Source organism: Massilia aurea, assembly GCF_014200505.1.
Classification (GTDB): domain Bacteria; phylum Pseudomonadota; class Gammaproteobacteria; order Burkholderiales; family Burkholderiaceae_D; genus Telluria; species Telluria aurea_B.
The window spans coordinates 1,549,769-1,571,904 of sequence record NZ_JACHBX010000001.1 but is presented as its reverse complement, the minus strand read 5'-3'; the positions used below and the strand labels follow the sequence as shown (position 1 = coordinate 1,571,904).

14 protein-coding genes are annotated in these 22,136 nt (G+C 66.6%); 3 read left to right on the top strand and 11 right to left on the bottom strand.

Annotated features, from left to right (window positions below; genetic code table 11):
- Positions 1 to 11 precede the first annotated feature (11 nt).
- Entirely contained in the window at positions 12 to 3,065 is a 3,054-nt protein-coding gene (locus HD842_RS06970) for a sensor histidine kinase (RefSeq protein WP_183552578.1), read from the top strand.
- Here the strand turns inward: HD842_RS06970 and HD842_RS06965 are convergent.
- The 7 genes from HD842_RS06965 to HD842_RS06935 form a co-directional block, all read right to left on the bottom strand.
- Entirely contained in the window at positions 3,062 to 3,994 is a 933-nt protein-coding gene (locus tag HD842_RS06965) for a diguanylate cyclase domain-containing protein (protein WP_183552576.1), read from the bottom strand. The two genes, HD842_RS06970 and HD842_RS06965, sit on opposite strands and share 4 nt — an antisense overlap.
- Positions 3,991 to 7,500 carry a hybrid sensor histidine kinase/response regulator gene (locus tag HD842_RS06960; protein ID WP_229424621.1) on the bottom strand — a complete coding sequence of 1,170 codons (3,510 nt, stop codon included), beginning with the start codon at positions 7,498 to 7,500 and terminating at the stop codon, positions 3,991 to 3,993. The genes HD842_RS06965 and HD842_RS06960 overlap by 4 nt, the downstream gene beginning before the upstream one ends.
- Positions 7,497 to 8,339, bottom strand: coding sequence for a carotenoid biosynthesis protein (locus HD842_RS06955; RefSeq protein WP_229424620.1), 843 nt, complete (start codon positions 8,337 to 8,339; stop codon positions 7,497 to 7,499). Before HD842_RS06955 ends, HD842_RS06960 begins: the two co-directional genes overlap by 4 nt.
- Before the next feature lie 190 nt (positions 8,340 to 8,529).
- Entirely contained in the window at positions 8,530 to 9,885 is a 1,356-nt protein-coding gene (locus HD842_RS06950; protein WP_183552574.1) for an oxygenase MpaB family protein, read from the bottom strand.
- 38 nt (positions 9,886 to 9,923) lie between these two features.
- Positions 9,924 to 12,170, bottom strand: a complete 2,247-nt coding sequence (locus HD842_RS06945) for a TonB-dependent receptor (protein WP_229424619.1) — start codon at positions 12,168 to 12,170, stop codon at positions 9,924 to 9,926.
- Positions 12,171 to 12,372: 202 nt separating this feature from the next.
- Complete coding sequence (locus HD842_RS06940) at positions 12,373 to 13,326, bottom strand: DMT family transporter (protein WP_183552573.1); 954 nt, start codon at positions 13,324 to 13,326, stop codon at positions 12,373 to 12,375.
- A 47-nt stretch (positions 13,327 to 13,373) separates the two neighbouring features.
- A complete protein-coding gene (locus tag HD842_RS06935; protein WP_183552571.1) occupies positions 13,374 to 14,972 on the bottom strand; it encodes a methyl-accepting chemotaxis protein in 1,599 nt (532 codons plus the stop codon).
- A 300-nt stretch (positions 14,973 to 15,272) separates the two neighbouring features.
- Between HD842_RS06935 and HD842_RS06930 the strand changes: the two genes are divergently transcribed.
- A complete protein-coding gene (locus tag HD842_RS06930; RefSeq protein ID WP_183552569.1) occupies positions 15,273 to 15,623 on the top strand; it encodes a hypothetical protein in 351 nt (116 codons plus the stop codon).
- A 387-nt stretch (positions 15,624 to 16,010) separates the two neighbouring features.
- Complete coding sequence (locus HD842_RS06925) at positions 16,011 to 16,646, top strand: TetR/AcrR family transcriptional regulator (protein ID WP_183552567.1); 636 nt, start codon at positions 16,011 to 16,013, stop codon at positions 16,644 to 16,646.
- Between the two features lie 65 nt (positions 16,647 to 16,711).
- Here HD842_RS06925 and lpdA read toward each other — a convergent pair whose 3' ends face one another.
- The 4 genes from lpdA to HD842_RS06905 are packed head-to-tail and all read right to left on the bottom strand — an operon-like array spanning position 16,712 to position 21,758.
- On the bottom strand, positions 16,712 to 18,115 hold the full coding sequence (gene lpdA / locus HD842_RS06920; RefSeq protein WP_183552565.1) for a dihydrolipoyl dehydrogenase: 1,404 nt from the start codon (positions 18,113 to 18,115) through the stop codon (positions 16,712 to 16,714).
- A 3-nt stretch (positions 18,116 to 18,118) separates the two neighbouring features.
- A complete protein-coding gene (locus tag HD842_RS06915; protein WP_183552563.1) occupies positions 18,119 to 19,474 on the bottom strand; it encodes a dihydrolipoamide acetyltransferase family protein in 1,356 nt (451 codons plus the stop codon).
- Between the two features lie 2 nt (positions 19,475 to 19,476).
- Positions 19,477 to 20,523 carry an alpha-ketoacid dehydrogenase subunit beta gene (locus HD842_RS06910; RefSeq protein ID WP_229424618.1) on the bottom strand — a complete coding sequence of 349 codons (1,047 nt, stop codon included), beginning with the start codon at positions 20,521 to 20,523 and terminating at the stop codon, positions 19,477 to 19,479.
- A 2-nt stretch (positions 20,524 to 20,525) separates the two neighbouring features.
- Positions 20,526 to 21,758, bottom strand: coding sequence for a 3-methyl-2-oxobutanoate dehydrogenase (2-methylpropanoyl-transferring) subunit alpha (locus tag HD842_RS06905; protein ID WP_183552559.1), 1,233 nt, complete (start codon positions 21,756 to 21,758; stop codon positions 20,526 to 20,528).
- Between the last annotated feature and the right edge of the window lie 378 nt (positions 21,759 to 22,136).

Sequence of the window (22,136 nt, the reverse complement as noted above, 5' to 3'; positions counted from 1 at the left end):
GAAAAGCCCGCATGGCCCCGCTTTGCCTACGTATCGTTGCATGGACGCTGGCCGCCACGTCGTTGGCGCATGCCCCCGTCAGTCATGCACTTCAGTCCCAATCAACGTCCCGGTCCCAGTTAGAAGCCGCCAGCACCCCGTGGCGCACCGATCTGCAGCACACCGGCTGGACCCGCAAGGATGGCGCGCCAGCAAACGTGTTTTCGATGGCCCAGGATGGCAATGGCCTCCTGTGGTTCGCCGCCACCGATGGTCTGTACAGCTTCGACGGCGCGCGCTTCGTGCGCAACCGCGCCGTGTATGGCCACCCCCTCCATTCGCCGGCCATCACCGCTGTCAAGGCGGTCGGCGACACAATCTGGGTCGGCTACCAGTTCGGCGGCATCAGCCGCTTCACGCCTGGCGCCGTGCAGCACTATACGGGCAGCGGCGGGCCGCAGGGTGCGGTGTACTACTTTATCCATCTGCCCGACGGCAGCTTCTGGGCCACCGGCAGCCGCGGCCTGTTTGCGTTCGATGGAGAACACTGGCGTCTGGTCACGGCGGCCGAGGGCTTACCCGAGGGCCCGCAACGATTCCATACCGTTCTGCGCGACGGCAGCATGCTGGTGTATGGCGCCGATGGCGTCTACCGGAGCGAACGTGGTGAGCAAAGCAGGCAAAGCACATCGGGCCGCGTCTACACATTCAGGCGTGTGCTCGACCAGGCGGGCGTCGATGGGGGCGACCTCCTGACCGAGCGTCAGGTATTGATTAACAGCCGCGCTCGCGGCCTGCAACTGTTTGACCCGGATACCGGCAGTGTAATCCCGTTCACGCTGAACAACGGTGGCTTGCCGATGCTGACGTATGCCATCGATCGCCGCCACCGACTGTGGGTGAATGCAGGCGATGCGCTGCAGCTGCTCGACGATGAACGTAAGCCCGTGCAGCAGTTCATGCCGGCCAACGGGTTCTCGGGCAAGTCGATGACCAGCTCACTGACGGACCGTGAAGGCAATCTGTGGTTCGCCACCGAAAATGGCATCGACCGCGTACGCGAGCCGCGCCTGTCGACGATCACACTGCCGAAGGGGCAGACCGGGCTGCCGGGCGTGATTGCGGGCGACGACGGCGCCGTATGGGTCATCAACCGCCATCACGAAAACGCGTTCCCGGTATCTACCTTCGTCGTCGACCGGCAGGGCGGGCGCCGTAACGTGCCGATCTACCGTGCGAGCGCGACGCACCGCCAGGCCGATGGCACGCTCTGGTTTGCCGCCGATGGCGGCTTGTGGCGCGTCGCGCAGGGCACAACCACGCGTACGCCGCTGCCGCCCGAGCTCGCGGCGCAGGTCATCCAGGCGATCACCGTGGCGCCGGATGGCGCATTGTGGATGTCGGTGACAGGCAAGGGGGTGCACGTGCTGCAGGACGGCGTCTGGCGCGCCGGTGGCGGCCATGCCGAGCTGCGCATGCCGACCGCGATCACCCTCACCACTGACCGCGCCGGGCGCATCTGGTTCGGCTATGTCGATAACGGGATCGCCGTGCTGGACGCCGGACAGGTACGGCGCTTCACTGACAAGGATGGCCTGGCCGTCGGCAATACGCTGGCCATCGTCCAGGGGCGCGACCGGATCTGGGTCGGCGGCGACCGTGGCCTGGCCTGGTTCGATGGCCGCCGCTTCGTCCCGCTGGCCGAGACGGGGCGCGGCGCCTTCTACGGCGTCTCGGGCATCGTGGAACGCGCCGGCGGCGAACTGTGGCTGCACGACACGGGCGGGCTGGCGCGCATCGACGCGCGGGCGCTGGGGGATGCAACTGCCCGGCTGCGCCCGGACGTCGCGGCCGAACGGTTCGACCATCTCGATGGCCACCTGGGGATGCCGGCGCAGATCCGGCCGCTGCCATCGCTGGTCGAGGCGACCGACGGCCGCCTGTGGTACGCCACCTCGAACAGTGTCGGCCACATCGACCCGGCCGCCATCCCGCGCAACCCGCGCCCGCCGACCGTGCTGGTGTGCATCATCCGCACGGACGAACGCAGCTATCCTGCCGGCGCGCCGGTGGTGCTGCCGGCGCGCACGCCGCGGCTGGAAATCGACTTCACCGCCACGGCGCTGTCGATGCCCGAGCGCGTGCGCTTTCGCTATCGCCTCCTGGGGCAAGACCGCGACTGGCGCGACGCCGGCAACGTGCGCCAGGCCGTGTACACGAACCTGGCGCCGGGCGCGTACACCTTCGAGGTCATCGCTGCCAACGAAGACGGCGTCTGGAGTCCCACGCCGGCGCGCGCGGCGCTGCGCATCGAGGCCGCCTTCACGCAGACGCTCCCGTTCCAGCTGGCCTGCGGGTTCGTGCTGCTGGCCATCGGCTGGGCGCTGCACCGCTGGCGCCTGCGGCTGGTCGCGCGGCGCCTGCACCATGACGTCAAGGTGCGCATGCTCGAGCGAGAACGCATCGCCCGCACGCTGCATGACACGTTCCTGCAAAGCGTCCAGGCGCTGGTGCTGCGCATGCACGTTTTGATGGGCAAGCTGCCGGGTGAAGGCAGCTTGCGCGCCGATGTCGAGGACGTCCTGGTGCGCGCCGAAAACGTGATCGACGAAGGCCGCGAGCGGCTCACGCAATTGCGGCGGCCGGCGGTGCGCGACGGGATGCTGGCGCAGTCGCTGGCCGAGGTGGGCAAGCAGTTTGCGGCGCCGGCCGGCGTGCGCTTCGTCGTGCGCAGCAGCGGCGTGCTGCCCGTGCTGGCGCCGGACGTCGAGGAAGAACTGTTTACCATTGGCCGCGAAGCCTTGTCCAACGCATTTCGCCATGCCGGCGCGCGCCAGGTGGTGCTTGAACTCGCGTGCCAGGGCGGCAACCTGCGCCTGGCCGTGAGCGACGACGGGCAGGGGATCCCGCCCGATATCCTGGCCCGCGGCGCGCGCCAGGGTCATTGGGGCTTGCCCGGCATGCGTGAACGCGCGCGGCTGGCCGGTGGTGCGCTCACGATCGCCAGCACTTCGCGCGGTACGACGGTGGGCGTCGATCTCGCGCTTCCCACCGTCGACGCGCCGGTCCAGCTGCCAGCCGGTTAAGCGGACGCCGCCACCAGCGCGAGCGCGCGCCACCACACCTGGTCGCGCCCGGCCTGCTTGGCGCGATAGAGCTGGGCGTCGGCCGCTTCGAACAGTTCGAACGGTTGCTCGTTGCCGGCCGGGTCGAACGTGGCGCCGCCGATGCTGACGGTCAGCACCGGCGCAACGCTCGACGCTTCGTGCGGGATTGCCAGGCCGGCAATGGCCGCGCGCAGCGCTTCGGCTATCGCATGCGCGGACTGGGCATCGGTCTCGGGCATCAGGAGCAGCAGCTCCTCGCCGCCATAGCGCGCCGCCAGGTCGCCCGGCCGGTGCATGGCCGCGCCGGTGGTGCGCGCCACCGAGCGCAGCGCGCGGTCGCCCGCCGGGTGGCCGTAGCGGTCGTTGAACTGCTTGAAGGCGTCGATATCGAGCAGGGCCAGCGACAGCGGCCGCCCGCTCTGGCAGGCGCGCTGCCATTCCTGCTCATAGACTTCGTCGAAGCGGCGCCGGTTGGCCAGTTCGGTCAGGCCGTCGATATTCGCGAGGCGCTCGAGCATCCGGCGCTGGCGCACCACCTGCAGATGCAGCGCCACGCGCGCCATCACGACCGTCTGGTTGAACGGCTTGACGATGTAGTCCGACGCGCCCATCTTGAGACCATTGGCTTCGTCTTCTGGCCGGTCCAGGCCCGAGATGAAGATGATGGCGATGTGCGCCGTCTGCGGATCGCCACGCAGCCGGCGCAGCACTTCGTAGCCATCCATGTCCGGCATCATCACGTCGAGCAAAATCAGGTCGGGCAGATGGCGTCCGGCGCGTTCCAGTGTCTGCGCGCCGTTACGGGCCAGCACCACCGTGTAGTCGGGCTTGAGCAGTTCGCCCAGCACTTCGCGGTTGATCGCGTCGTCATCGGCGACCAGCACCTTCTGCTGCTGATCGATATTCATCGGGTCTCCTCCAGGCTCGGATCGAGTTGCGCGCCCAGGGCCGCCAGTGGCCCCAGTGCCGCAGCATATTCGATCTCGGCCACAGCGCGCCGCACGGCGCCCAGCGCCTGTTCGACGGGATCGGCGTGCGCCCCCGCACCCAGCAGCGATTCGAGCTGCGCCAGGGCGTCTTCGGCGCGCGCATCGTCGGTGCGCAGGTAGCCGTCCAGGCGCGCGATCACCTGCGACAGCGCTTCCGGGTCGCCCGCTTGCGGCAAGGCCAGCGCCGCCATCTGGGCCAGGCCGGACAGCACCGTGTCGGCGGCGTTGACGAGGGCCGGCACCTGGACGCCGACGCGGTCGAACTGGCCCGCGCGCAGGTCCTGCTCGAGACGCGCGGCCGCGCTGCTCAGTTCAAACGCGCCCACATAGGCGGCGCTCGATTTCAGGTTGTGCGCCAGCGCCTGCAGGCGCGGATGGTCGCCCGCCTGCAGGGCGTCGCGCAGGATGCGCGGGGCGCTCGCGTATTCGCGGATGAAGCTGCCGGCGCGCTTTTCGAGGCGGCTGCGCTGGCCATCCACATTCTCCAGCGCCATGCGCCAGTCGATGCCCGGCACTGCCGGCAGCGGCCGGCCGGATACCTGCTGCATGGCGGACGGGGCGGACGGGGCGGGCCGGGTGGCCTGCGGCACCGGACGGCCCTTCAGGCGCACCGGATCGATCCATTTGAGCAGCGTGCAAAACAGCAGGTCGGGGTCGATCGGCTTGACGACATGGTCGTTCATGCCGGCCTGCCGGCTCTGGGCGCGGTCGCTGGCCAGCGCATGCGCCGTCATGGCCACGATCGGCAACGCGCGCAGACGCGGGTCGAGCCGGATATCGCGCGTGGCCGCCAAGCCGTCCATCCCGGGCATCTGGATGTCCATCAGGATCAGGTCATAATCCCCGGCCCGTGCCATGCGCACCGCGTCGACGCCGTTGAAGGCGACATCGACCTGCATCCGTGCGGCGGCCATGAAGTCGAGGGCGACTTCGCGGTTGTTGTCGTTGTCCTCGGCCAGCAGGATACGCGCCCCATCCAGGCGCGGCAGGTCGGCCAGCGCCGGCAGGTAGTTGTCGACCGTTTCCACGGCGCCCAGCTGCGGGTGCAGTACCTGCAACAGGCTGTGGTACAGCAGCGCCGGGCCGACCGGCTTGTGCAGGAATGCATCGATCGGCAGGTCGCCCTGGCCTTGCTCCTGCATCACGGTCTCGCGCGTGCAGGCCGAGATCATCAGGATTGCCGGTGGCGGCGTCATGTCGCCCTGTTCGTGGGCATGCCGGTGAATCCGGTGGATGGTCTGGATGCCGTCCAGGCCCGGCATCACGTAATCCATCAGCACGATCTGGTACGGCGCCCCGTCGCGCGCGGCGCGCGCCAGCAGCGCCAGGCATTCTTCGCCCGAGGCGGCCGTATCGGCGTGCACACCCAGGCCGGCGAGCATTTCGGCCAGCGCGTCGCGCGCGGTGGCGCTGTCGTCGACGACCAGCGCGCGCACGTCCAGCAACAGCGCCTTGCGTACCGCACTGGCGGCCGCATGGCCTTCAGCGATCCCCAGCTGCACGGTGAAGGTAAAGCTGCTGCCGACGTGCGGCGTGCTGCGCGCGGCGATCTCGCCGCCCATCAATTCGACGAGCTGGCGCGAGATCGACAGGCCCAGGCCCGTGCCGCCGTACTTGCGCGTGGTCGAGCTGTCCGCCTGGCTGAACGAGACGAACAGGCGCGCCAGCTGCTCGGGCGTCATGCCGATGCCGGTGTCGCTGACCGTAAACGCCAGCACGATCCTGCTGTCGTCGACCTGCTGCGCTTCGACGGCCACCACGATTTCACCGCGCTCGGTGAACTTGACAGCATTGCCGGTGAGGTTGATCAGGATCTGGCCGAGGCGCAGCGGGTCGCCGATCAGGCGCTGCGGCACGCCGGGGCCGACCCGGAAGATCAGTTCGATGCCCTTGGCGTCGGTCTTCACGCCGGTCAGGCTCGCCAGATGATCGAGCATCTCGTCGAGGTCGAACGGCACTGCTTCTACCTGCAGCTTGCCCGCTTCGATGCGGGAAAAGTCGAGGATGTCGTTGATGATCCCCATCAGGTGCTCGCTCGCGCCCAGGATCTTGCTCAGGTAATTGCGCAGCAGCGGCGCCGGCTCGCTCATCAGCGCCAGCCGGCTCATGCCGATGATGGCGTTCATCGGCGTACGGATTTCATGGCTCATATTGGCTAGAAATTCCGACTTCATGCGGGTGCTGGCTTCGGCGCGCAGCATCGCCTGTTGCATCGCCTCGGTGCGCAGGGCCAGGATGCGCATGAACACCAGCATGTCGAAGGTGCTGCCGAAGACCAGTGCGTGCATGGTCCAGAAGTTCGCCGGGAGCTTGCCGTTGATGAGCTGCGCAGTGGTGAACGCGGCCGCGAATGCCACCGCCCAGCCGACCAGGAAGTAAATGCCGACCGCATCGCCAGCCCGTGCGCGCCGGTAGGCGCCGGGCAGACCGAGCAGCATCGGCATGATGCCCAGCGTGCCCACGATCAGGACCAGGTATTTGTGGTTGATGACGCCGGCGGCAAAGCCGATCGCTGTGACCAGGCACAGCGCGGCCAGCGTTTTCATCATGCGGCTGAAAATGCGGTCCTGGCCGGGCCGCGCGAGCGACTGCTCGACGAACAGGTAGGCGCCGCACGAGGCCATGATCGAGGCCAGGCCGGCCCCGTGTTCGAGCAGCCAGGCATTGCCCGGGTACAGGTACTGGCCGGCGGTGCCGAACCAGGCGGCCGAATACAGCGTGACGCCGGTGGCCTGCAGCGCGTACTTGCCAAACAGCGGCTCGCGCAGCGCATACCACTGGCCAAGCGCGTACAGGATCAGCGTCAGGCGCAGGCCCAGCAGGATGCCCTGCATCAGCTGCTCGCCCAGTTCGGCCGGCAGGACGGCGTCGGGCTGCATGAAGCTGATCGGCAGGATCTTGGGGCCAACGGTTTTCACGCGCAGCAGCACGGTATAGGCCGTGCCCGGCGTCAGGCGCAGCACCGCGCCGGGCACGCGGCCCTTGAGCGCGTCGCCCGACTGTTGCTGCATGCGCCCGACGCTGGCGACCTTGCGCAGGCCGTCCGGAAAGCGCACCCAGACGTCGACCTCGTCGAGCAGCGCAAAATCGATCTGCATCACCCAGCCATTGGTGGCATCGGGCGCCACCGCAACGGGGATCCGGACCCAGGTCGTCCCCGGCTGCATGCCCAGGCTGGCGTCGGCGGTCGCCGGTCGGGCAAAGCGCGCCCCGGCGGCCAGTGCGGCGGGTGCGTCGAGCGCATTGGCGGGATCGGCCAGGGTCGTCACGGCCGGCCAGGCATCGACGACGTTAGCCTCGCGCGTGAGCTGTAAAGTCTGGGCTACGGCTGGCGTCGCGGCCATCATGCCCAGCACGAGCAGCGCCATCAGGCAGGCGAAGGACGCCATCCGCGCGCACATGGCGCGCCGCATCGAGCGCGTCATGCCGCACCCCGGACTGCAGTGACCAGCTGCCAGCGATACAGCCCGCACAGGGCGCACAACAGCGGCATGCCCATCACGAACAGGGCGATGGTGCGGGTTTCGACCGGCACGCCCTGGGTGGCTTCGAACAGCATCAAGGCGCCGTACAGGCCGAGCGGGACCAGGACATCGCGGGTGCGCGTGGCCGGCGCCGGGCGGGTTCCCGTCTGGCCTGACAACAGACGCAGCAACAGGCGGAACACGAGGACGATGCTGCAGGCCACCAGCATCCAGCCGGCAAAACCCTGCAGCGTCTCGCCGAACCACCAGCCATCGTGTTTCACCATGATCCAGGCCTTGAGCTTGTAGACCATGTACGGATCCACGCCGAGGTCGTAGGCGGTCACGATCAGTGCAGCAAGCAGGGCCATGACGATGCTGCGGCGGATCGAGGTCGCGCCATCGGCCGGGACTTGCCAGACGATCAGGTTGGCCATCACATAGCCGATGTACGACAGCGCGAACCACATGAGGGGGATGACGACGGGCACGCTGCCCAGTTGCGGGCCGAGAACGGGCGTGTAATCGTAACTGCCGAAGAACCAGCCATAGTTCGCGCCCATTTCTTCGGCAAACCAGCCGATCGGCAGCGCGATCAGCACGAGGGAGAGGGCCGGACGCGGGCCGAGCACGCGCGCAGCGCTGGCCAGGCAGGCCAGGAACATCAACACCGAACTGGCCACCAGCAACTGGGTCCCGGCGCTCCAGCCCCGTAGCAGCAGCGCCAGCAGTGCGGCGCCGCCGAGAGCTGCAGCGAGACGGGACAGGACAGTTGGCGTGAGCATCATCTTCGGATTCATCGGTGCGAGGCGCGAACTGTTTGGTCGAAATGACGTCAGCGCCCGGGTGTTGACGGGATGTTGCGGTATTGACAGTCTAGCAGGTCGTCCCTGAGAGCAACAATATTATAATTCTTGAATGTAACATTTTTGCACGCCCGGGTTTGCGCCGATGATGCCGGCTCCCGGGCTGCGAGGGCGACAAGGGCTATCAGGGCTGATCAGGCCTCGCAGCCCGTCCGGCCAGACGGGCTTCCAGGCGGCGCATCCAGTGCGATGCCTTCGGGTCCGTGCGCCAGGCAGTGGCGGTGGCATTCACGTTGCCCAGCAGCGCGTCGGGCAGGCGCAGCGGCCGGGTCTGGTCGAGCAGGAAGTGCGTCACCAAACGCTGGCCCAGCGCGCGCGTGAGCATGCGGCTGAGCGAAAACCCAGGCACAAACACGCGCGCCACGGCGTCGACGCAGCGCACCCCTGCCAGCCCGAGCGCAAACACGGCCCGCGCCAGCAGAGGCACGCGCGCGTCAAGGCCCAGGTCGCGCGTGGCATCGCCCTTGCAAAGCAGGCGCGTGAGCAGCGTCGGCACGGGTTTCAGCAGGCGGATCGGGATCTCGTTTTCCATCGCCTTCATCAGGTCCGCCGCCAGCAGCGGGCGCGGATCGGGGCTGCGCACCAGCAGGCGGGCGCGCGCCTGGATGGCCTCGAAGTCGTGCTGCGCCTGCAACATCGTGGTCGCCATCAGGCCCTGTTCGATGCCCAGTACATGGCCCAGCACGTTCCAGGTGTGCAGGTAGGCCTCTTCATCTTGCGGCGCCAGTGCAAGGCGCAGCGTGCGCAGGCCCCGCACGAATACGTAGCTGAACGTGAGCAGGGTATAGGCCAGTTCTTCCTGGTTGCACGGCAAGCCGTTGACGGACGTGTCCCAGCCGTGCGCGTACAGCGTGTGATAGATGCCGCTGCCGGCCGGCGCCAGTGGCGGCACCGGTGGGGCGTCTATGGCGTCACGCGGGGTGCCGCGCAGGATCAGGTAACGAATGGTGGCATGGATCAGGCGCACCTTGAGGGCCTGGGCCACGCCGCCCCCTTCGGGTGTGGTCAGGCCACCGGCCAGCATGACGGGGAAGATCATGGCGGCGGTGGAGCGCACGCGGTAATCGGTATGCGCCTCGAGCTGGCCGGCCGCGTGCAGCACGGCCGACAGGTCGGGCAGCACATAGCATTCGGGCAGGCTGGCGCAGAACAGCAGCGTGCACGAGAGCATGCTCATGTCCATGAACAGCATCTCGGCGCGTGCGATGGCCGCCCGGTCGGTCCACGCCGGCAAGTGCTGGCAGGCGGCCAGGTAGTCGATCAACGCCTCGGCCGCGCGCGGATCGAGACCGGGCCCGGGCCGCCAGGACGCCAGCGCTCCATTGGTCTGCCAGCGCGCCAGTTCAGCGTTGATCTGCGCGATGCGCGCAGACAGCTCGGCCGGCCCGCTAGCGCCGGCCAGCATCCGCGCCACGGTGTCATCGGCGGGCGGGTCGGCGCGCAGGGTTGGAGACAGCAACTCGGGGGCAATGCGGTCCATCGGCGTTCCTTCTGGCGTAAGGGGGCTGGCTGTGCGGATCAGAAGCGCAGATCGAGGCGCACGTCGGCGGTGCGCGGCGCGGTCGGCGTGGTCATGCCGAAGCTGTCGATCAGCGATGGGCGCACCGAATTTTCCAGGTTGCGCACGCGCGCCAGCAGGCTCCAGGCGCCGCCGGCCGGGGCGTAGCGCAGCGTGGCATCGGTGGTCGTGTGCGCCGGGATCCGGTATTCGAGCAGCTGGCTCGGGATCGTGATCACATACTCGGCGCTGCGGCGCGAGAACACGCCCGCATACAGCTGCCCGCCAAACACGCCGAAGCGGTGTTCGTAGCCGAGCGTATAGACATGGCTCGGCGCGCGATCGAGCTTGCGGCCGGCCCATGACGCGGTGGGGGTCGGGTTGTAGGTCACGTAATGCGCGTCGAGCGCGGTCGCGCCGTAGCTGAGGCGCCCGTTGCTGCCGACGCGGATATCGCCGTCGAGTTCCAGGCCGCGCGAGCGGGCAACGCCGGCATTGCCGGTCAGGATGCGCGGGGCGCCCGAGACGATGGCGGTGCCGCTCAGTTGCAGATTCGTGTAGTCGTACACGAAGGCGGCGGCGTTGACGGTGACGCGGCCACCCCACAGGCGCGACTTGACGCCGGCTTCCCAGGCGCGCAGTTCTTCCGGTTGGTAGTAGAGCGCGCTTTCCGAAACAGCCACGGCCGCCGGGCAGGCGATGCCCAGCGCGGTGCTGCCGGCGATGCAGCCGTCGTTGAAGCCGCCCGCCTTGTAACCGGTGGCCAGGCTGCCATACAGCAGCGTCGTAGGCAGCAGGTCGTAGTCAAGGCCCAGGCGCCAGGTCGTGCGCGCGGTGTTCAGTTCGGCTGCGTTGAGCAGGCGCCGGTCGGTGGCGGCGTTGAACACGGGCCCTTGCCGGAAATCGGTGGAGCCGACGCGGTCCTTGTCGTCCTGGGTGCGGCGCGCGCCGGCGGTCAGGCGCAGGCCGTCGACCACGCGCCAGGTCAGCTGACCGAACACGGCGCGACTGCGCGCTTCGGTTACGAGCGGAAACGCGTAGTACGGCGGCAGGCCGACCGCTTGCAGGCCCTGGAACGCGTACGACGTGTCGGACGTTTCGCTGAAATAGTACAAGCCGCCCTGGGCGCTGAGCGGGCTGGCGCCATTGGTGGCCAGGCGCAGCTCGTGCGAATCCTGCTCGTTGTGGCTGTCGTAGTTGTTGATCACGCCAAGTGCGAGTCGCGGGGCCACGCGGTAGTAGTAATTCTGGCGCAGCTCCTGGTCCAGCTTGCGCCGCGCGCCCAGGTAATACAGGGTGGCGGGCCCCAGATCCCAGCGCAGGTCGGCGGACCAGCCCTGTGCCACGCGGTCTTGCCAGCCCTGCACGGGCGTCATGTTCGGCGGGCGGAAGCTGTTGGTCAGGCGTTCGTCGGTCGTGCTGTCGCGGTACACGGGCGTGCCGCTGGCAACGCCGGTGTAAAAGTTCGTGTCCGGCACGAAGCGGTCGTTATTGCCTTTGGCCTGGCCATGATCGTAGCGCAGCACCAGCGTGGCGTCGCGGCCCATTGCGAGCTTCGCGCTCAGGCGCGCGTCACGGTCGTCCTGGTCCATGCCGGGGCGCAGCAGCGTGCCCTGGCCGTTATTTAGGTAAGGGTCATGCGTCAATTTGCTCACGGCAGCGCGCAGCGCCAGCATGTCGTTGACCGGCACATTGATGACGCCGTCGACCTTGCGCCGGTCGTAGGTGCCCGCCTCGAACCCGATGGCGCCCTCGAAGCGGTCGGTCGGCAGGTTCGAAATCACGTTGACCAGGCCGGCGGTCGTGTTGCGGCCATACAGCGTGCCCTGCGGGCCTCGCAGCACTTCGATGCGGTCGACGTCCAGAAAGTTGCCGCTCTGGCCGGCAGGCCGCGCGATATACACGCCGTCGAGCATGAAGGCGGCAGACGGGTCGCCCTTGTCGGTGGTATCGCTGTTGCTGATGCCACGGATCGTCAGGCGCAGGCCCGAGAAGGCCTGATCGATATACAAGTTCGGCAGGCGCGGGCCGATGGTGCCGGGGCTGTCGGCGCCAAGGTCGCGCAGCTCTTCGCCGGACAGGACACTGATCGCGAGCGGCGTACGCGACGCCAGCGATTCAGTACGCTGGGCAGTGACGACGACTTCCGGCACGGCCAGGCCGCTGTCGTGTGCGGGCATGGTTTGCGCCGTGGCGATACTGCAGACCATACTGGATACGGCCGCAGCCAGCAGCGTGTGCGCTGGGCGGACTGGTGATGCTGTCATTGCGAAGACTCCCGGTGGGACAAAGCGTGCCCGTCCTGGGCAAGGCATGTCCAATGTTGTTCTTTGTGGCAAATTAAATTGCGCTAGGCAATTCCACGCCCGAGAGTCTAGCAGTACATACCGAGGCGAAATAGTCCTGGGAAGTTAATTGAACAAAAATGACACCTGTACGCAACGGTCAGCGCGTTGACTGAATAGTCTGTCAATGAAGCTCGGCACCAGGACTGATGATTTTGTCATTCCCAACGGCGCCGTGCAGTCTGACCGACCAGGCCACGCCGGCGATCAACAGCGCGATTGCTGCCAGTTCAAGTGGCCGTGGCCCGGCGCCGCGATAGATGCAGCCGTACAGCAGCGCGAACAATGTTTCGAACAGGATCAGCTGGCCCGTCAGCGTGACGGGCACGCGGCGGCTGGCCACGTTCCAGAAATGGTTGCCAATGACCGACGCCCCCAGCGCCAGCAGGGCATTGCAGGCCCAGAACACGGTCCAGTCGCGCTCGCCCGCTACGGGTCCGCTGATGTCCCAGAACGCGAACGGTGCCAGCACCAGGGACAGCACGCCGGTGGCCAGGCCGTACAGCGCCGACCATTCGCTGCTGCCAAAGCGCGGGTTGTTCTTCAGGTAGCGCGCATTGTCGAGCGCGTACCAGCTCCAGCACAGCAAGGCGCCGGTGGCGCACAGCACGCCGCCGGCGATGGCGATGCCGGAGGCATCCACCGGGGCATGCATGAAGGTGTCGATGTTGATGCAGGCGATGCCGACCGCGACCAGCAGCAGTGGAGCCAGCATGCGCCGCAGCGGCACGGCGCCATGGTCATGACGACCGAGCAGCGTGACCACCAGCGGCACCATGCCGACGATCAGCGAGGTCGGCCCGACCCCCGCATACTGCACGCCATACGCCAGCAGCACGTAATACACGAGGTTGCCGGCCAGCGCATGGCGCACCAGCGCGTACAGGTCGGCCCGGGACAGGCTGGCGAGGAGGGCGCGCAGGCGCGGGGCCAGGAGCACGAGGGCGATGACGCCGTAGGCCAGATAGCGCCCGACGGTCAGTTGCAGCGGGGTGAACGCGGACAGATAGGCCGGCGCGATAAACACGATGCCCCACATGGCGCCAGCCAGCAAGCCGCACAACACACCGATACCCATGCCTGTTCCTTCCCGTGATCCCGTCAGCCGGGCATTCTAGCAGCGGCTCAGGCTGCCAAAGCGAGACGGGACGCCGGTGGCGCCAGGCGCGCGGCGCGCGCCGGTGCTGGTTCCAGGCGGAACGTGGCCACGACCGACGCGAGCTGGCTGGCCTGCTCGCGCATCGCGTCGGCCGCTGCGGCGGCTTCTTCGACGAGGGCGGCGTTTTGCTGCGTGACGCGGTCCATCTCGACCAGCGCGGTATTGACCTGCTCGATGCCGGCGCTTTGCTCTTCGCTGGCGGCGGCGATTTCGCTCACGATCACCGTGACCTGGCCGATGCTGTGCACGATCTGCTGCATGGTCGTTCCGGCCAGGTCGACCTGGCGCGTGCCTTCGCGTACCTGGGCAACCGAATCATCGATCAGCCCCTTGATTTCCCGGGCCGCGGCCGCCGACCGCTGGGCCAGCGTACGCACTTCACCGGCAACCACGGCAAAGCCGCGGCCCTGCTCGCCGGCGCGCGCCGCTTCGACAGCGGCATTGAGCGCCAGGATATTCGTCTGGAACGCAATGCCGTCGATCACGCCGATGATGTCGACGATGCGCTGCGACGACGCGTCGATGCGGCCCATCGTGCCGATCACGTCGCCCACGATGCGCCCGCCGTCGCCGGCCACGCCGGCAGCCGTGGCGGCCAGGCTATTGGCGCGGTGCGCGTGTTCGGTATTCTGGCGCACGGTCGATGTCAGTTCTTCCATCGAGGCGGCCGTTTCTTCGAGCGAGCCGGCCTGCTGCTCGGTGCGGGCCGACAGGTCCTGGTTGCCGCTGGCGATGTCGCCCGAGACGTGGGCAATGGTCGCGGTACCGTCTCGCACCTGGCCGACGATACCGGCCAGGTTCCCGTTCATGCGGCCCAGCGCGTCCAGCAACTGGCCGACTTCGTCGCGCCGGCCCGTCTCGATGCTGCTGGTCAGGTCGCCCGCGGCAACGCGCTCGGCCACTGCGACTGCGCTGCGCAGCGGCTGGGTGATCGAGCGGGTGATCCACCAGGCGCAGCCGATGCCCAGCAGCAGCGCAGCCCCGGCCAGCGTGAACAGGATGACCCTGGTCCTGGCGTACGAATCGAGGATGGTCGTTGCAATGACGCCGGTGGCCGCGCTTTGCATATCGGCAAACTTGCGTACCGTTGCCAGGTACGAATCCGTCTGCGGGGTCAGGCGGGTACGGTAGAGTTCCTCGAGCCGGGTCTGGTCGCCCGCGCGCTTGGCCGCAAACAGCGCATCGCGCGCGCCAATATACGCCTGGCGCTCTGCCTTGACGGTCTTGAACTGTTCGCGCACGCCCGGATTGGCAAGGGCAGCGTCAATCTCCTGCTGCAGAACGTTCGAGCGCGCCGTGATGGCAGCGCGGCGCTCTTCGATGACGTCCAGGATCGACGCGTCCGGCGCGTGGTAGACGGTGTCGTTGATCGCGGTGTTGACTTCGATATTGCGACGCCATTCGGCAATATTGCGCTGGTTCTTCATGCTGGTGTGGACGAGGCGGTGGGTCTTGCTGCCTGCTTCGTCCATGCGGGTGAGGGCGGTTGCGCTTAGTGCGACGAGGAGCGCCAGCACAATGGCAAAGCCCAGCCCGAGGCGGGCGCCTAATGGTAGGTTCTTCATGGGGATGGTCCTGAAAATCAGTGGTGCAGCGCCGGCGACCGGGCTGCGGATGATGAAATGCGCAAACGAGGCTCGCACGGGCGGCGCCGGGCATGCGGTTGATCGCCAGTATAACGCGACAAATGGCATAGATGTTTCTATGAGGCAAAACCGCAACTCCGTAGTGGTGCTGATTGCCACGCGGTCTGGAAGATGCATGCAGTGCGCTCCCAGTCCTACAGCAAACGGGCGCACACGCCTATGGCGGCGGCGCACGATCGGCCTAAGATGGCTATATTCATCACACATCAGGAGCACCGCATGCCAATCGATAACGACAACAAGGATCAGGACGTCAAGGGCCGTAACTGGGACCAGCTCACCACTGGCACGACCAGTGTCGCCACCATGGGCGCTGGCTCGACCGGTGACGTGGCCGGCAGCGGCAGCAAGCAGGCAGCGCCGGGAACCAATAGCGAGAGCGAGGCCGAGACGGCCGGCGGCGGACTGCAACAGCTTGGTCGCACCGACGACCTCCTGGCCGGTGGCTCGACCGAAGAGCAGACCGATGAGGGTTTCCAGGGCAAGACCGACGAGAATGGCACGCAAGGCAGCCAGGCCGCCGCTGCCGGTTCCAGCGACCGCGCTGGCAAAGGTGCGGACAGCAAATAAGCAATGACCTGCTGCAGGACCGGGGACGGCGGATCGCGTTACAGCATCCGCCGCCTCCATGTCTGATCTTTGTAAAGCCTCGCCGAAGTGACATAGGTGGACTAGAATGAATGTGGTCACCTTGTCTGCCAGATAACGGTGTTCGGCCATCGCCGAGAGCATGATGCCAACGGTTGGCAGCTTCAGTCGGATTGACTCAGGTTAGCCCATCGAAACTGGTGCGAGTACCCTGTTTGCATAGAGAAATTGAACAGCAGGCGTGTCAATTGACTGCTTTCTGCGGGGGAAAAACCGATACCCGTGGGAGTGTCACACCCTTGACCCTGTTGCAATGACTGACATGGCAGATTGTCATCATTTTTAGTGATAATGTGTCAGAATGTTGCAATGACTCAAGAGATATCAAACACTCGCTCCTATCGCGGACAGACGCCCGAGCAGCGTCGCGCCGACCGGCGTAACCGCCTCATTGCCGGCGCTATCAGCGTATATGGCGAGCGGGGCTATCACAACGCGACCGTCAAGGCTGTTTGCGACGCCGCGGGTCTCACCGAGCGCTACTTTTACGAATCATTCGCGAACAGCGAAATGCTCCTGATTGACAGCTACAATTTCATCACCGATCTGGTGCGTGAAAGAGTCCTGCTGGCCGGAGAATCGGCGCGCGGTGGCCGAGTGGCGCGTTCGCGAGCCATGCTCTACGCTTATTTCTCTTCGATCCAGCGCGACCCCCGTTCGGCACGCGTATTCCTCGTCGAAATCCGTGGTGTGAGTGCTGCCGTGGACCGTACCTTCGACGATTCGCTGCGTGAATTTGGCCTGGCTGTCACGCGCCTGGTGGCGCCGGATGTGCTGGACGATGAGTTGCTGCAGGCAGGCGTGATCGGTGGTGTGATCCATATTGCGATGCGCTGGATCGCATGCAACTACGAGCCGCCGATCGACGAGGCCGTCGCGGCGGCGCTGCGCCTTGGCGCCGCGCTGTCCAAGCGGCCCCGCGTCGCGCCGGCCACCAGTGCGTAATCAGTTACCGGCAATAAAAGGGAATGGGGCTGAAGCGCCGTCCCTGGACGGGACGACGCCCTGCGTCAGATATGCAGTGCGTGGCCCAGCGCACGCAGCGCTGCTTCCTGCACCGCTTCACCGAGGGTGGGATGGGCGTGGATCGTGCGCGCCACGTCTTCCAGTTGCGCGCCCAGTTCGATCGACTGCGTAAAGCCCGCTGCCAGTTCGGCCACGCCGACGCCCACCGCCTGCCAGCCCAGGATCAGGTGATTGTCCTTGCGCGCGACGACGCGGACAAAACCGTCGGTGCTCTCGATCGTCATCGCCCGCCCGTTGGCGCTGAACGGGAAGCTCGCGCTGATGGCGTCGATGCCGGCCGCTGCCGCTTCGCCAGGGGACATACCGGCCACCACGATCTCGGGATCGGTGTAGCAGACAGCCGGAATCGCCGCCGGATGGAACCAGCGCCGCTTGCCGGCGATGATCTCGGCCACCATCTCGCCCTGCGCCATCGCGCGATGCGCCAGCATCGGCTCGCCGGTCAGGTCGCCAATCGCCCAGACATTGCGCATCGACGTGCGGCATTGCTCGTCGACCTTGACTGCGCGCCCGTTCATGTCGAGCATCAGGTGTTCGAGACCCCAGCCGGTGGTTGCCGGTTTACGGCCCACGGCCACCAGCACGCGGTCGGCCTCGAGATAGGCTTCCACGCCGGATGCGTCGCGCACCTTGACCCGCTCGCCCTCCATACCGAGCACCGACGTGGCCAGGCGCACCTCGACACCAAGGCGCTCGAGCGAACTGGCAACCGGTTTGACGAGGTCCGCATCATAGGCCGGCAGGATGCGCTCGGCCGCCTCGACGACCGTGACCTGGCTGCCCAGCTTGCGAAACGCCGTACCCAGTTCCAGCCCGATATAACCGGCGCCGACCACGACCATGCGGCGCGGCACTTCGCTCAGTGACAGCGCCTCGGTCGACGAAATCACCGGGCCGCCGAACGGCATGAACGGCAGTTCGACCGCATGCGAGCCACTGGCCAGTAGCATGTGTTCGCAGCGGATACGCACCGGCTCTTGCCCGCTGCCCTCGTGCGGCTGCACTTCGACGGTCTTGCCGTCGAGGACACGCGCCCAGCCGCGTATCACGCGCACGCCCTGTTTTTTGAGCAGCGCGCCCACGCCGCCGGTCAGGCGCTTGACGATGCCGTCCTTCCAGGCCACTGTTTTTTCGAGATCGATGCTGGGCGCGTCGACCCTGATCCCCAGCGGCGACGTTTGCGCCGCGTAATGTACGGTCTTTGCGTACTCGTCGGCTGCATGGATCAGCGCCTTGGACGGAATGCAGCCGATGTTCAGGCAGGTACCGCCGGGTTGGGCGCCTTCGACGAGGACGGTAGGGATGCCCAACTGGCCGGCGCGGATGCCCGCTACGTAGCCGGCCGGGCCGCCGCCGATGATCAGGAGTGTCGTATTGATCGTCTCCATCGCTTACTCCACGAACAGGGTGGCAGGAAATTCGAGGTAGCCCCGGATCGACTGCACGAACTGGGCGGCCACCATGCCGTCGATGACGCGGTGGTCGAACGAGGATGACAGGTTCATCATCTTGCGCGCCACCATCGCACCGTCACGGATGACGGGACGGTCGACGATGCGGTTCACACCGACGATGGCGACTTCGGGCCGGTTGATGACAGGCGTCGTGACGATGCCGCCCAGCGAGCCCAAGCTCGTGATCGTGATCGTCGAGCCGGTCAGCTCGTCACGCGTGGCCTTGCCGCTGCGGGCGGCTTCGGCCAGGCGCGCGATTTCGGCGGCGCTCGACCATGGATCGCGCGATTCGGCGTGACGCACGACCGGCACCATCAGGCCCGACTCGGTCTGCGCCGCGATGCCGATGTGGGCGGCGTCGTAGGTCGTCAGCGTATTGGCCTCGTCGTCGTAGCGCGCGCTCATCATCGGATAGCTGCGCAGCGCCAGCACGACGGCGCGCATCAGGAGCGGCAGCAGCGTGAGCTTGCCGCGCTCCTGGCCATAGCGGGCATTGAGTTGCAGGCGCAGCGCTTCGAGTTCGGTCACATCGACTTCTTCGACGTAGGTGAAGTGCGGGATGTTGCGCTTGGCTTCCTGCATCTTCTCGGCGATCTTGCGGCGCAGGCCGATGATCTGCGTGGCGTGTTCGCCGTGCTGTTCGGCGTAGCGCTCGTCCATCGCGCCATTGGCCGCGCCGCCACGGCGCCCGGCCACGTGAGCATCCAGGTCGGCGTGCGTGATGCGTCCTGCAGGCCCGCTGCCGGGCACGAACTGCAGTTCGACGCCCAGGTCCCAGGCGCGCTGGCGCACGGCCGGCGGGGCCAGCGGTTTTTCGCCGTCGGCGCGCAATGGTGCGCCGACTCCGGACCCGGACCCGGCCCTGGCTGGTGCTGGCTTGGCTGCCGGAGCGGTTGCCGGCTTGGCTGGCGCAGCGACCGGCGCTGATGTTTCTGCGGCATGTGCCGCCACGGCCTCGAGCTGGGGTTCCGCGACTTCTTCGGCTGGCGCCGTCGCGGCGCCCGATTGCACGGGCTCCTTGCGCGCCTTGTCCGCGCTGACGTTGCCGGCACCGGCGACTTCGAGGCGGATCAGTTCAGCGCCGACGGCCAGCGACTGGCCAATGGCGCCGCCCAGGCTCGTGATCGTGCCGGCGACCGGCGATGGAATCTCCACCGTCGCCTTGTCGGTCATGACGTCGGCCAGTACCTGGTCTTCGCGCACCGTATCGCCCGGCTGCACGTGCCAGGCAACGACTTCCACTTCAGCGATGCCTTCGCCCAGGTCCGGCATCTTGATGACATGAATCCCCATGATCAACCCTCCATCACGCGTTTCAGGGCCGCGCCGACACGGTCGGGCCCTGGAAAGTAAGCCCATTCCTGCGCATGCGGATACGGGGTGTCCCAGCCGGCCACGCGCCCAATGGGCGCTTCCAGCTGGTAGAAACAGTGTTCCTGGATGAGTGCGGCCAGTTCGGCGCCGAAGCCGCTCGTCTGCGTGGCCTCGTGCACGATGACGCAGCGGCCCGTCTTTTGCACCGACTTGACGAGCGTGTCCAGGTCGAGCGGCCAGATGCTGCGCAGGTCGATCACCTCGGCATCGACGCCCGATTCACGGGCGGCCGCTTCCGCCACCCAGACCATGGTGCCGTAGGCGATGACGGTGACATCGTTGCCCGGGCGGACGATGGCCGCCTTGTCCAGCTCCACCGTGTAGTAGCCGGTCGGGACGTCGCCTTTCGGGTGGCCCGACCATGGCACGACAGGCCGGTCATGGTGGCCGTCGAACGGACCGTTGTACAGGCGCTTGGGTTCCAGGAAGATCACCGGATCGTCGTTCTCGATCGACGCGATCAGCAGGCCCTTGGCGTCGTACGGATTCGACGGCATCACGGTGCGCAGGCCGCACACGTGCGTGAAGAATGCTTCCGGGCTCTGGCTGTGGGTCTGGCCGCCATAGATGCCGCCGCCGCAAGGCATGCGGATCACCATCGAGGCCGTGAATTCGCCGGCCGAGCGGTAGCGCAGGCGCGCCGCTTCGGACACGATCTGGTCGGTCGCCGGATAAAAATAATCGGCGAACTGGATTTCGACCACGGGACGCAGGCCATACGCCGCCATGCCGACCGCGGTGCCGACGATGCCGCCCTCGGAAATCGGCGCGTCGAACGCGCGCGATTTGCCGTACTTCGCCTGCAAGCCGTCAGTTACACGGAACACGCCGCCGAAGTAGCCGACGTCCTGGCCATACACCACGACGTTGTCGTCGCGTTCCATCATCACGTCCATGGCCGAGCGCAGCGCCTGGATCATGGTCATCGGCACGGTGGCCGCATCTTTTGGTAAATCGTCGCGTGCCATGGTCATACCCCCAGCTGTTGACGCTGACGGCGCAAGTGCTCCGGCATGTCTTTGTAAACGTCCTCGAACATCGTCGCGGCGCTCGGCGCGCGCTCGTCGCCCAGGATGCCGAAACTTTCCGCTTCTTTTTGCGCGGCCAGGATCTCGGCTTCGAGCGCCGTGTGCGTCGCGTCGTGCTCTTCGTCCGACCACCAGCCCAGATTGGTCAGGTACTGGCGCAGGCGGGCGATCGGGTCGCCCAGCGGGAAGCGGGCGTAATCGTCGGCAGGGCGGTAGCGCGCCGGATCGTCCGACGTCGAGTGCGGGCCGGCGCGGTAGGTGACCCATTCGATGAGCGTCGGGCCCAGATTGCTGCGCGCGCGTTCGGCGGCCCAGCGCGAGGCGGCCAGCACGGCCAGAAAATCATTGCCATCGACGCGCAGCGACGCGATGCCGCTGCCGACGCCACGGGTGGCAAAGGTCACGCTCTCGCCGCCGGCAATCGCCTGGAAGCTCGAGATCGCCCACTGGTTGTTGACCACGTTGAGGATGACCGGCGCGCGGTACACGTGGGCAAAGGTGAGGGCGGTGGAGAAGTCGGATTCGGCGGTAGCGCCGTCGCCGATCCAGGCCGACGCGATCTTGGTGTCGCCCTTGATGGCCGAGGCCATGGCCCAGCCGACTGCTTGCGGGTACTGGGTGGCGAGGTTGCCCGAGATCGTGAAGAAGCCGGCGCTGCGCACCGAGTACATCACGGGCAACTGGCGGCCCTTGAGGGGATCGCGCTCGTTCGACAGCAGCTGGCAGATCATGTCGACCAGCGGCACTTCACGCGCCATCAGCAGGCTTTGCTGGCGGTAGGTCGGGAAATTCATGTCGCCGTCCTGCAGTGCGAGCGCATGGGCGGTGCCGATCGCTTCTTCGCCGAGGCTGATCATGTAAAACGACATTTTCTTCTGGCGCTGGGCGATGACCATGCGCGCATCGAAAATACGGGTCTTCATCATCGTGCGCAGGCCAAAGCGCAGCAGCTCGCGGTCGGGCGCTTCGGCCCATGGGCCAACGGCGTTGCCATGCTCGTCGAGCACGCGGATGAGTTGCTGGGCCATGTCGCTCGTCTCGAGCGGGGCCACATCGATGGGCGGGCGCCGGACAGCGCCGGCAGGGGTCAACTGGAGGTACGTAAAATCGGTCTTGCAGCCCGGACGGCCGGTAGGCTCCGGTACGTGCAGCGACAGAGGATTGCTCTGGCTCATATGTGCTTCCCTTGTGAGGTGTTGTGCAGCATGAAGATCATAACGTGCTGATTGACGTTTACGTCAACTGCGGCAAGTTATTTTCATATTGCTATGCAGCATAGGGGCGCCAAGTTTGTGTACGAGCTAGGGTCTCTGTGGAGTCCGTTATGAGTTGCGGATGTCAATTTTGCGTTGATGCCGTGCAGCATTTTGATCCTGGCGTACGTTGACCGAGGCCTGCCGGAAGACGAATCGCCGCGCACCCGACTTATACGTTTGTCCGCATGGAGTCTTGAAGCCATGTGGCAGGCGGAAACAATATTGTGGAAAAGCTGCAGTTAAAACGCGAAAAAGTTTGTCACTATTAATTGCGGTGTTATTATTGCTTGATTAACA